The 12,492-nt window shown below is 42.6% G+C and carries 11 protein-coding genes; 3 read left to right on the forward strand and 8 right to left on the reverse strand.

All coding sequences use genetic code 11. The features are described 5' to 3' along the window. Positions 1-33: 33 nt before the first annotated feature. The 6 genes from bshC to rpmB all read right to left on the reverse strand — a co-directional run bounded on the left by bshC (position 34) and on the right by rpmB (position 5,151). Entirely contained in the window at positions 34-1,632 is a 1,599-nt protein-coding gene (gene bshC / locus PQ461_RS05835) for a bacillithiol biosynthesis cysteine-adding enzyme BshC (protein WP_274302428.1), read from the reverse strand. Positions 1,633-1,753: 121 nt separating this feature from the next. Then, positions 1,754-3,088: a 30S ribosomal protein S12 methylthiotransferase RimO gene (gene rimO / locus PQ461_RS05840; RefSeq protein ID WP_274302429.1), complete on the reverse strand. Its 1,335-nt coding sequence runs from the start codon at positions 3,086-3,088 to the stop codon at positions 1,754-1,756. A gap of 129 nt (positions 3,089-3,217) precedes the next feature. Continuing rightward, positions 3,218-4,183 carry a signal recognition particle-docking protein FtsY gene (gene ftsY, locus PQ461_RS05845; protein WP_274302430.1) on the reverse strand — a complete coding sequence of 322 codons (966 nt, stop codon included), beginning with the start codon at positions 4,181-4,183 and terminating at the stop codon, positions 3,218-3,220. Between the two features lie 181 nt (positions 4,184-4,364). After that, complete coding sequence (locus PQ461_RS05850; RefSeq protein WP_274302431.1) at positions 4,365-4,526, reverse strand: DUF4295 domain-containing protein; 162 nt, start codon at positions 4,524-4,526, stop codon at positions 4,365-4,367. A gap of 102 nt (positions 4,527-4,628) precedes the next feature. Then, positions 4,629-4,811 carry a 50S ribosomal protein L33 gene (gene rpmG / locus PQ461_RS05855; RefSeq protein ID WP_074490316.1) on the reverse strand — a complete coding sequence of 61 codons (183 nt, stop codon included), beginning with the start codon at positions 4,809-4,811 and terminating at the stop codon, positions 4,629-4,631. A 106-nt stretch (positions 4,812-4,917) separates the two neighbouring features. Further along, a complete protein-coding gene (rpmB, locus tag PQ461_RS05860; protein ID WP_274302432.1) occupies positions 4,918-5,151 on the reverse strand; it encodes a 50S ribosomal protein L28 in 234 nt (77 codons plus the stop codon). A gap of 268 nt (positions 5,152-5,419) precedes the next feature. Here rpmB and acs point away from each other — a divergent pair, with 268 nt between their 5' ends. Beyond that, the gene (acs, locus tag PQ461_RS05865) at positions 5,420-7,330 is read left to right on the forward strand and encodes an acetate--CoA ligase (RefSeq protein ID WP_274302433.1); all 1,911 of its coding nucleotides are present in this window, start codon (positions 5,420-5,422) and stop codon (positions 7,328-7,330) included. Positions 7,331-7,404: 74 nt separating this feature from the next. Then, positions 7,405-7,590: a CsbD family protein gene (locus PQ461_RS05870; protein WP_274302434.1), complete on the forward strand. Its 186-nt coding sequence runs from the start codon at positions 7,405-7,407 to the stop codon at positions 7,588-7,590. A gap of 199 nt (positions 7,591-7,789) precedes the next feature. Here PQ461_RS05870 and dapA read toward each other — a convergent pair whose 3' ends face one another. Both dapA and PQ461_RS05880 read right to left on the reverse strand, forming a co-directional pair. Then, positions 7,790-8,671, reverse strand: a complete 882-nt coding sequence (dapA, locus tag PQ461_RS05875; protein WP_274302435.1) for a 4-hydroxy-tetrahydrodipicolinate synthase — start codon at positions 8,669-8,671, stop codon at positions 7,790-7,792. Between the two features lie 333 nt (positions 8,672-9,004). Beyond that, the gene (locus tag PQ461_RS05880) at positions 9,005-10,819 is read right to left on the reverse strand and encodes a UbiD family decarboxylase (RefSeq protein ID WP_274302436.1); all 1,815 of its coding nucleotides are present in this window, start codon (positions 10,817-10,819) and stop codon (positions 9,005-9,007) included. Positions 10,820-10,871: 52 nt separating this feature from the next. Here PQ461_RS05880 and PQ461_RS05885 point away from each other — a divergent pair, with 52 nt between their 5' ends. Further along, positions 10,872-12,491 carry a M28 family metallopeptidase gene (locus PQ461_RS05885; protein WP_274302437.1) on the forward strand — a complete coding sequence of 540 codons (1,620 nt, stop codon included), beginning with the start codon at positions 10,872-10,874 and terminating at the stop codon, positions 12,489-12,491. The last annotated feature ends 1 nt before the right edge of the window (position 12,492 follow it).

Here is a 12,492-nt window from a genome sequence, read left to right on the forward strand (position 1 = left end):
CTCATTTCATTCGAAATGACACGAGGTAAAGTTTTATCCCTTCAATACCGTAAACTTAAACTCAAGCGGTTCAAAGTTGCGGATCAGTTCGTCAATAAAGGGTTGTCCCCATTTTACATAGCATAAGCCAAAATTCTGCGTACGCTCCTGTAAGCTATTATTAGGGAATAGATCAGCTTTGATATGATCAATCTGTTCGAGGCGGGTACTGTAGTTGCGTTTTTCGGCACGGATCAGTTTTTTCTCCAGGTTGTCCATCGCATGCTTTAAGCGTGCCTGTACAGCACTTGCAGAAGCCGACAATGTTTCATCTATTTTGCATGAACGCAACCTGATCTTATCAAAAATGTGCTGCATCTCGCGCCACTCATCATTCAATGACAGATCATATTGTGAGTTATTTCTTATCCAATCAGTTTTAAGCGCATCAGTTGCTTTAAAAATCTCTGCCGCACGTAAACCGATTTTATCAATCTTAGCAGAAGTTTCATTGCTCATGATTAACCCGGAATTTCGTAAGATCAGAATCGGAAATGTGACCTTGTAATGGTCGAAAACGCCTTTAAGTTCTAACCAGTAAACTAATTCGGCACCGCCACCAATGTAAGCTATATTTGGTAATATGCATTCCTGGTAAAGCGGGCGCATGGTTACGTTAGGGCTAAAACGTTCCGGGTGGTTTTCGATCTCTTGCTTCAGTTCTGCTTCGCTAAAGCTGATCTCGGTATTTAAAACTTTGTAAACGCCATCTTCAAACACAATACGCTCGCGCAGGTCATCAGTAAGGTAAAAGAAGTTGATCTCCCGCGGATTTACCTGAATGTGTACATTAAGATTTTCGAGCAGTTTATTGGTTTCAGAAATATGTTTGTAGCTGTTTTGCTCTATCACATCACTGGTGATGATTGATGCAAATTGCTTTTTCAGCCGGGCATCGTCACCATCAACAACTACTAAACCATATCTGCCGAATAGGGCATTGGCAAGGTACCTTGTACTTTGTGCCAGGGTTTTAAATTTGCCGTATGCGGTTTCAATAATGTTTGCCAGCTCTTCGCCGTGGCCTTCCATCCCTAAAACCCCTTTATATTGGTTCAGGGCATCGCGAATGGTTTTGGTGTCTAAACGTCCGGTTGCACCCGTGGCATCAAGGTTCCATTGTACTTTTTTGCCGCCAATATTGGTGTAATTGATTTCCGCAAAATCATGATCTTCGGTAGCCATCCAGTAAACCGGCACAAACTCCTTATCCGGGAAAGCATCTTTAAGCTGTTGTGCCAGCTTTATAGCAGTTACAATCTTGTATACGAAGTACAATGGGCCAGCAAATATGTTAAGCTGGTGGCCTGTAGTAACTGTATAAGTGTTCTCGTTTATTAATGCTTGTATGTTGGCTGTAGGTATAACGGCAGATGTATCGACATCGGTAATAGCGCTGTATTGCTCGGTTAAAACAGTGCTTAGCAAAGCACGGTCAGCAATTACCTTTTTATCATTAAATAATTGAGCAAAGCCCTCGAGCGTTGGCCTGTAACTGTAAAACGACCGCAGGTCTGGTTGATCCTCAAGGTAATCAATAACCGTTTTAGAAAAAAAGCCGGTGTCTTTGTAACTGATACAGGTAGCGTCCATGTTTTAATTTCGGATCCGAATATTGCTCCGGATTTAGTTTCCAACCTATTGTAATATAGCTTAACCGCTATAAAGGTTTCGAAATTAGATTTTAAATTTCTAAAATAAACATGGACAAAGCTTATTTTACAATTTGTCCATAAAGGTCAAAGTCTTCAGCACTGTCAATTTTTACGTTAACAAAGCTGCCCACAGCTGCATATTGAGAAGAAGCATCAATTAATACCTCATTATCTACTTCCGGCGAATCATACTCAGTACGGCCGGTAAGGTAACCACCGTCGATTTTATCGATTAGTACTTTATAGCTATTGCCGATTTTTTCCTGGTTTTTCTCGTAAGAAATACCTTGCTGAATTTCCATAATGGCATCTGCACGTTCCTGCTTTAATTCTTCGGGTACATCATCCACTAAATTATGTGCAGCAGTTTTTTCCTCGTGCGAGTAAGTGAAACAACCCAGGCGATCAAATCGGGTATTTTCAACCCATTGTGCCATTTCTTCAAAATCCTGCTCTGTTTCGCCAGGGTAGCCTGTGATTAGCGTGGTACGCATAGCAATGCCCGGAACTTTCTCGCGGATCTGGTTTACAATGTCGATGGTTTTTTGCTTGGTAATACCACGGCGCATTGATTTCAGCATGTTATCAGTGATATGCTGTAGAGGCATATCCAGGTACTTGCAAATGTTGTCGCGCTCATTCATGGCATCCAAAATTTCCATTGGGAAGCCAGAAGGGTAGGCGTACTGTAAGCGGATCCACTCAATGCCGTTTACATCGCTCAGGCGACGCAGCAATTCATCCAGATTACGTTTGCCGTACAGATCCAAGCCATAATAGGTAAGGTCCTGAGCAATCAGGATCAATTCTTTTGTGCCTTGTTTGGCCAGTGATTCTGCGTTTTTTACCAACTGATCCATCGGTGTACTTACGTGCTTGCCGCGCATTAGCGGGATAGCACAAAAAGAGCAGGGGCGATTACAGCCTTCTGCAATTTTAAAGTACGCAAAGTGTGATGGGGTAGTTAAAAGGCGTTCGCCCAATAGCTCATATTTGTAATTGGCACCGATACTCTGCAATACGCCTTGCAGATCGTTTGTGCCAAAGTATGCGTCAATATTCGGGATTTCGCTTTCCAGTTCGGGTTTATAGCGCTCAGAAAGGCAGCCGGTAACAATTACCTTACCCACCTTGCCTTGTTCTTTAAGCTCGCTGTACTGAAGAATAGTATCAATAGATTCCTGCTTGGCATTATCAATAAAACCGCAGGTGTTAATTACCACAATATCGTTTTTGCCCACGCGGTCAGCCTCGTGTACTACATCAAACAAGTTGCCTTTCAGCTGGCCCATCAATACTTCCGAATCGTAAATGTTTTTTGAGCAGCCCAGGGTTACAACGTTAACACGTGGTTTTTCTATTGTTACTGTTTTGTCTATTGATTTTGTCTTCATTAACTTTTCTTAATCCTTCTCCACGTATCATCTAATTTGTCATTGCGAGTGATAGCGCGGCAATCTCGTCTAATGCTTGGAAGCTAAGAGATTGCTTCGTGCCTCGCAATGACAAATAGGGTATATCTTCTACTTTTTAAATAACGAATCTACAAACCCCTTGCGGTCGAATAGTTGCAGGTCGTTCATGCCTTCGCCAACACCGATATATTTTACAGGGATCTTAAACTGATCTGATATACCTATTACAACACCGCCTTTGGCTGTACCATCAAGCTTGGTTAAGGCAAGCGCGTTAACATCTGTAGCCTGGGTAAACTGCTTGCATTGCTCAATAGCGTTTTGCCCGGTTGAGGCATCCAGTACCAGCAATATTTCATGCGGTGCACCCGGAATAACCTTTTGCATTACATTTTTAATCTTTGTCAGCTCGTTCATTAGTCCAACTTTGTTATGCAAACGGCCGGCCGTATCAATGATAGCTACATCTTCGCCATTGGCCACGGCTGATCTTAATGTATCATAAGCTACCGATGCCGGGTCTGACCCCATTGGCTGTGCCACAACACGTACACCAACACGGTCGCCCCAAAGCTGTATCTGGTCAACCGCCGCAGCACGGAAGGTGTCAGCAGCACCAAGCACCACTTTACTACCGGCTTGCTTAAGCTGGTGGGCAAGCTTACCAATGGTGGTAGTTTTACCCACGCCATTTACGCCAACTACCATAATAACGTATGGTTTATGGTTGCCATACTCAAAGTTATTAAAGTCGTTGCTGTTATTTTCGGCAAGTAGCTGCTGAATTTCATCGCGCAAAAGTGTGTTTAGCTCAGTCGTGCTTACATATTTGTCGCGTGCAACGCGCTCCTGTACACGCTCAATAATTTTCAGGGTGGTAGTTACACCAACGTCTGATGTAACCAGTATTTCTTCCAGCTCATCCAGTACATCATCATCAACAGTCGATTTACCTGCTATAGCCTTAGATATTTTAGATAAAAAGCTGTCTTTCGTTTTTTCTAAACCTGTATCTAATGCCTGCTGTTCTTGCGGAGTGCTTTCTTTTTTCTTAAAAAAATCAAATAAACCCATAGCTTTTGATGTGCGGATGTAATGATAAATCCCTCCTAATCCTTCCCGGGGGCGAGGACTTCAAAGATATTGTTTTATATTTTAAAACTCCCTCTCCTCTGGAGAGGTTGGGGGGAGTGATAAATAAAAAAAGCCCTCTGGCAACTGCAAGACGGCTTTTATGCTTTTACTAAAGGCTTAATTAAGCTTTAGCTTCTGTGATAGCATCCTTAACGTGATCGTTGTGTACGATCTGTTCTTTGAATGAATATGCACCGGTTTTTGGTGATTTAACCATGGTAATCACTTTTGAGTACTCTTTACCTTTACCGGTTTTCAGGGTTGCAACTACTTTCTTTGCCATTTCTTTATTCGGTTTATAGTTACTTGAGTTATTAGGTTAATGAGTTATAAGTTTTTTACAACTTAATACACTGGTTAACTTAATGAACTAAATAACCAATAATTACTTAATTTCTTTATGAACGGTTACTTTACGTAATACAGGGTTAAATTTCTTTAACTCTAAACGCTCAGTTGTATTTTTTTTGTTCTTGGTGGTGATGTAACGAGACATACCTGGCATACCGCTTTCTTTATGCTCGGTGCACTCTAAAATCACCTGAACTCTGTTACCTTTTTTTGCCATTTTCTTATTGTATTGTACGTTTTACGTGCTACGTATTACGTTATTAATCTTTATTAGTTAAATGAATAAAAACGTCTAACGTCCCAGCGTCAAACGCTTAGCCCTGCTATATGTATCCTTTTTTAACAAATTTATTGATGCAAGCAGAAATACCATTTTTGCTGATGGTTTTTACTGCTGAAGTAGATACCTTTAAAGTGATCCATTTATCTTCTTCAGGTATATAGAACTTCTTGATCTTTAAATTTGGATAAAACTTACGTTTGGTTTTAACGTTTGAATTAGAAACGTTATGGCCGTTCATTGGGCTTTTTCCGGTTAAATCACAAATTCTTGACATGACAAATCTTTTATATTGATTACGCTTTTTCTCAAAGAGTTTGCAAATATCGGTGTTTTATCTTTAAAAATCAACAGCGTACGAAAAATAATTCAAAAAGATATTCACAGGCTTAAATGTTGATAATAAGCTGTAATTCTAATGGTATTGCTTATGCAATTAAATCGCACACAGTGTTGTGAACAATGCCCTAATTTAAAAATTAACAGGCATATAGGCAGGTATTTATTTGAAATTACTAATTTGCCGTACCATTCTAACCAAGTTTATGAATACTTTTAAGATCAATTCTTTCGACGAATACAAAAAGATTTACCAATATAGTGTTGAGCAGCCCGAAGCATTTTGGGCCGATGTAGCAGATACCTTTCAGTGGCGTAAAAAGTGGGACAATGTATTGCGCTGGAACTTTACCGATCCTGATGTAAAATGGTTTGAAGGTGCGAAGCTCAATATCACAGAAAACTGCCTCGACCGCCACCTGGAAACTTTGGGTAACAAGCCTGCCATTATCTGGGAACCCAATGACCCCTCAGAAGATCATCGTATACTTACTTATAAGCAACTACATGATAAAGTATGCCAGTTTGCCAATGTGCTGATTAATAATGACGTAAAGAAAGGCGACCGCATTTGTATCTATATGCCGATGCTTCCGGAGCTGGCTATCGCTGTGTTGGCTTGCGCACGCATAGGCGCTATACATTCGGTAGTGTTTGGCGGATTTTCGGCGCAATCTATTGCCGACCGTATTAAGGATGCAGATTGTGCTTTGGTAATTACCGCGGATGGTGGTTTCCGTGGAAATAAAGACCTGCCATTAAAACCAATTATTGATGATGCATTGGTGCAATGCCCGTCGGTTAAACGTGTAATTGTACTTACCCGCAGTCATACACCGGTGTCCATGATTAAAGGGCGCGATGTTTGGTGGGAAGATGAAATTAAAAAGGTAGAAACACAGGGTAACCCAGAATGCCCGGTTGAAGAAATGGATGCAGAGGATATGCTGTTCATTCTTTATACATCAGGTTCTACCGGTAAGCCTAAAGGGGTGGTGCATACCTGCGGTGGTTACATGGTTTACACCGGTTATACATTTGCAACCACATTCCAGTATCAACCCGACGATATTTATTTCTGTACGGCAGATATTGGGTGGATAACCGGCCACTCATATATACTGTACGGACCGCTTTCGCAAGGAGCTACTTCAGTAATGTTTGAAGGTATACCAACATGGCCTGATGCGGGCAGAATGTGGGATATTGTTGATAAATATAAAGTAAGCATTCTTTATACGGCGCCTACAGCCATCCGCTCGCTAATGGGTTTTGGTACAGATATTCCGAAAAGTAAAGACTTGAGTTCGATCAGGGTGCTTGGATCAGTAGGGGAGCCAATAAATGAAGAGGCATGGCACTGGTTTGATGATAACATCGGCCATAACAAAGCGCCAATTGTAGATACCTGGTGGCAGACGGAAAATGGCGGGCACATGATTTCACCTATTGCCAATGTTACACCGCTTAAACCTGGTTATGCCAGTTTACCGTTACCGGGCATACAGCCGGTGTTGGTTGATGAAAATGGTAAGGAGATAGAGGGTAACGACGTTAGCGGTAACCTTTGTATCAAATTCCCTTGGCCGGGCATTATCCGCACTACCTATGGTGACCATGAGCGTTGCCGTCAGGCGTATTTTGCCACTTATGAAAATATGTACTTTACCGGTGACGGCGCCCTGCGTGATGCCGATGGCTATTACCGAATTACCGGTCGTGTTGATGACGTGTTAAACGTATCGGGCCACCGCCTGGGTACTGCCGAAGTTGAAAACGCCATTAACATGCACAGTGGGGTAGTAGAATCGGCAGTGGTGGGTTATCCGCATGATATTAAAGGGCAGGGTGTGTATGCGTTTGTGGTAAGCCCTAACAAACACGGAGATGAAGAGCTTACCCGTAAAGATATCATCATGACGGTATCGCGCATCATCGGTCCCATTGCAAAACCTGATAAAATTCAGTTTGTGAGTGGTTTGCCGAAAACACGTTCAGGCAAAATTATGCGCCGTATCTTGAGAAAGATTGCCGAAGGCGAAACTTCAAACCTGGGCGATACAAGCACACTGCTTGACCCTGGAGTGGTTGAAGAAATTAAGAACGGAGCATTATAACTGCTGTTGTACATGATGTAAAACCATTTTATTTAAAGCATGTTATTTATATACATCTATTAAATAAACATATCATGGACAAATTAGAAATAAAAGGTGGCTGGAACGAGTTGAAAGGAAAGATCAAACAAGCCTACGGAGACCTGACAGATGACGATTTAACCCACGAAGAAGGTAAAGACGACGAACTGTTAGGCAAATTACAGCAGAAAACAGGCAAAGGCCGCGACGAACTGGTTAAATGGATTAACAGTTTATAGCATTTCGGAGATCGGATTTCCGATTTCGGATAACCAAAGCAGCCCGGCGAATTTCGCCGGGCTGCTTTGGTTATTATTGTCTGTCATCCTGTCTGATGGACTCCTTCGGAGAACTTGTTTCAGGATCCCAAGTGCTAGGCAATAAGCATATCCTGTGAGATGCCGAAACAAGTCCGGCATGACCTTATGATTTATAGTGTTACCCTACTATCCTTTTTACTTCTGCAATGATTTTTGCAGCAACCTCATCGTTTACATTTACCAAAGGTAAGCGTACTTTTTCTTCGCAAATGCCAATCTGCTTTAATGCTGTTTTTACGCCAGCCGGGCTGCCATCTGCAAATATAAGGCGGGTAAATTCGATCAGGTCAAAATGGGCCTTTTGCGCCTCCTGGAATTTACCTTCAAGGCATAAACGAATCATGTCTGAAAACTGGCGCGGCAATGCATTGCCTACAACAGAAATCACACCTACGGCGCCTAAAGCAATCATCGGTAAAGTAACCGGATCATCACCGCTGATAAACAGGAAGTCTTCCGGTTTATCACGCATGATGTGGTTAAACTGATCAAAGTTGCCAGACGCTTCTTTGGTACCTATGATGTTCTTAAAATCGTGTGCCAGCTTAACCGTAGTTTCAGAAGAAATATTACTGCCCGTACGTCCCGGAACATTATATAAAAACACAGGCAGCGGCGCAGCCTCTGCAATTGCTTTGTAATGCTCGTAAATGCCGCGCTGGTTTGGTTTGTTATAATATGGGCTGGCCGATAAAATAGCATCGTAGCCGTTAGTCTCAAAATGCTGAATGGCCTCTACTACTTCGTGGGTGTTATTGCTGGCAATGCCTGCAACCAATGGCAAGCGGCCGTTGTTCACTTCAGCAGTAAAAGCCCAAACCTTCTTCTTTTCTTCTTTATTTAAAGTGGCGCTCTCGCCGGTAGTACCTAATGAAACCAAATAATCAATGCCGCCATCAATCAGGTGGTCAATCAACTTACGAAGCGAAGCGTAATCTACCTGCCCGCTTCCGTCAAATGGAGTAACCATAGCTACTCCTGTACCATAAAATCTGTTCATTTTAAATAAAAAGTCTGCTAAGTTAATGGAATAAACCGATTATGAGTAGAGGTAGGAGTTGAAAGTTTAAAGTAGAAGGTTAAAAGTAAAAGCAGAAAGCTTAAAGCCTAAAGTTCAAAGTATGGAGTAAAAAGTTGAAAGTTTAAAGTGAAAAGCTTTGTGGAATAAAGAACAAAGACAAAAGATATATATAAGTTATTTATAATTTGTGATTCTTACCTCACTCCTTGAATACTCAAACCACACGATTCATGCAACAGACACATCAGAAATTCATACCTCAGTCACTCGGACATCTAAACGCTCGCAACTCAGATACTCATTCCTCGCACCTCAGGCACTCAAAATCCTATCTATCCTTTTCTCTACTTCCGCGTCTTTAGTTAACTCAGGCGCATGATGCGGCTTTTTACGAGCATCAATAATTATTGGTCCGCGGCAGCCCCAATGTTTGTGTTCTGTAAAGCTGTTAATGCCATATATATCATGCGACGGATTGCTACGGGTGAAAGTAACCCACACCAGGTTGTTAATATTAGCAGCGGTAAAGTCTGCATCGTAACACAAGACCAACATTGGCAAGCCATTAAGGTCTTTATCTTTTAAAGCTTCATTCAGCTGATAAATTTCCCTGTTAGTCTGCTCCTCATTTTGATATTGGGGTGCAGTAATGGCTAACACACCGGGCATTGCTATTTTATGATTAGCAAAGATATCTGGCAGGTTAAAACCAGCAGGTGCTTTAGTCAATAGTTCTCTTATTATAGGTCCGGCTGCCGTGATAGCAACCTTACTACCACTGTTTAACCCGCCGCCACTATAGTCGAGGGTGTCAATAGTAGTTTTAGTATAAAAGTGCAGGTCGCGGGTAAGGTCAATACGCTCGAGGATATGTTTCAGAAAGTCTTCAATATTATTTACATCAAGCGACGGATCATCCTCCTTCGCTGCAATAAATAAATATTTAGCCAGGCTAAGCTGGTTTTTACCAAGTATATGATTGGCAATAGTTAGTATTTCCTGTGGCTTACGCTCTTTAATATATGGCGTGTAGCGTTCGCTGCCTATGGCAAAAAGTAGCGGGTGTACGCCTGCGGCATCCACCGCATTAACGGCATGCAGTCCGGGAATTTCTTTCGGCAAAGCCGAGCCGGTAATCTCATGGATCAACGCGCCAAAGCTGGTGTCTTCTTGCGGCGGGCGGCCAACAACGGTGAAAGACCAGATCGCATTTTTGCGGTGATATACGTTATGCACCTTCATCAGCGGGAATGGATGCTTTAAACTGTAATAACCTAAGTGATCACCAAACGGTCCTTCAGGTTTGTTGTCATGCGGCATTACTGTGCCGGTGATCACAAAATCGGCATCGGCAGAAATGCAAAAACCTTCCGGGTCATAAAAGTACCGGAAGCGGCGATTACCTAATGCTCCCGCGAAGGTCATTTCAGATAGGCCTTCGGGCAAAGGCATTACTGCAGCTACCGGATGCGAAGGCGGGCCACCTACAAATATGCTCACCTTTAAAGGCTGGCCTTTTGCATTAGCCTTGCTTTGGTGTACGCCAATGCCACGGTGCAATTGATAGTGCAAACCAATTTCCTGGTTCTGTATGTACTCGTTTCCACCTAACTGAATGCGGTACATACCCAAATTGGCATTCATAATGCCGGGGTTGTCAATATCCTCGGTGTAAACCTGCGGCATGGTCACAAAAGGGCCGCCATCCATTGGCCAGTTTACAATTTGCGGAAGCTCACTGATGGTGGTTTTGGCAAAGTTTTTAATGCTGCTGTTACTAAGCTTTAACGGCAGCGCCGAAAATGCCGTAAGCGCTGCACCAGCATTTTTAAATGGGTTTTTGAATGCTTTTATCGGGTCATTTTTCAGATCGACCAGTGTTTTTATTTTCTCTAACGTATCGCGAAAAATGAACTCTGAACGTTCAAGCGTACCAAACAGGTTTGATACCGCCGGGAACTTGCTTCCTTTTACTTTCTCGAAATAGATTGCAGGTCCTTGCTTTTCGAAAACGCGCAGGTGTATGGCTGCCATTTCCAAATAAGGATCAACCTCTTCTTTAATGCGGATCAGGTGACCATGTTTTTCAAGGTCGGTAATGCAATCGTGTAAATTTTTATAGCCCATTTCTGTGTGCAAAAGTAAGCATATTGAGAGCTAAATTATGTATTTTGGCTGTATGGACTTTAAGCTTTGCAAAACACTTTCTATAGCTGCATTACTCGGCGGCTTGTTAAATACCGCTCAGGCACAAAACGGCATGACCGAAACCAGTTATCGTAAATATGTAAGCGAGGTAGCTTCTGACCAATTAATGGGGCGATTGCCATTCAGCAAGGGCGAAACCGCTACCATCAATTATCTCGAACAACAGTTTAAAGCATTGGGATTGGAGCCAGGGAATAAAGGCAGTTATCTGCAGCCGGTGCCAATGGTATCAATTTATACCAATCCAGATGCGCAGATGAAAGTAACAACGCCTAAAGGAAACATTGACTTGGAAGGGTTAAAAGATTATGTGATATGGACACGCCGAACAGATCCTAAAATTGAGTTGAAAAACGAAGACCTGGTATTTGCCGGCTTTGGTATATCTGCTCCGGAATTTCATCATGATGATTATGCAGGGCTTGATGTTAAAGGCAAAATTGTAGTGGTACTGGTAAACGATCCGGGATATTATGATGCAAAGCAGTTTAAAGGCAAAACCATGACCTATTACGGCCGGTGGGTTTATAAATATGATGAGGCTGCCCGTCGTGGTGCAAAAGGGTGTTTGATTATTCATGATACAGGCCCGGCTGCTTATGGTTTTACCGTAGTGCAAAACAGTTGGAAGGCATCTAAATTATACTTAGACAGCCGCGGCCACGAAAGTTATAAATGTGCTATTGAAGGTTGGCTGACTTTGCCAGCTACCGAGAAGCTTTTGTCTGCTGCCGGTACCGATTATAAAACATTGCTTAACAAAGCATTGCAGCCAGGCTTTAAAGGCGAAGCATTGCCTTTAAAAGTTTCTACCGGATTAACTACTACCGTTAAGTACAATCAATCGCATAATGTGATTGCCAAAATTACAGGGACAAAGCACCCGGAAGAAACGGTGATATATTCGGCGCATTGGGATCACTTTGGTATCAGCAAACCTGACGCAAAAGGCGACAGTATTTACAATGGCGCAGTTGATAATGCCAGCGGTACGGCCGCCTTGTTGGAGCTTGCCAAAGGATTTAAAAGCTTAAAGACAAAACCCGAGCGTACAATCATCTTCTTATCGGTAACTGCCGAAGAGCAGGGCTTATGGGGTTCGGCTTATTATGCCGAAAACCCGGTTTACCCAATCAAGAAAACTGTTGCGGACATCAATATGGATATGTTTTACCCTTATGGTAAAACCAATGATGTTTCGGTAGTAGGCGTGGGGCAGTCGGAGTTAGAAGATTACCTGGCAGAAGCGGCAAAAACACAGGGCAGGGTAATTGAGCCGGAATCAGACCCGGCGAAAGGCATGTATTTCCGTTCAGACCATTTTAATTTTGCGAAAGTTGGCGTGCCAGCGTTATACATCGAAACCGGGACCGATCTGCTTGGCAAAGGAAAAGCAGTTGGTAAACAAATGCACGATAATTATACGGCGACGGTTTATCATAAACCCAACGATCAATACAATGCCTCGTGGGATGTAAGCGGAACCTTGCAGGACTTGCAATTGCTTTTTGCCGTAGGTAAGAAATTGGCTTACAGCGATACCTGGCCAAAATGGAAACAGGGATCAGAGTTTAAGCATTTAAGGCCGTAAG

It is taken from the genome of Mucilaginibacter sp. KACC 22063 (genome assembly GCF_028736115.1).
GTDB lineage: Bacteria > Bacteroidota > Bacteroidia > Sphingobacteriales > Sphingobacteriaceae > Mucilaginibacter.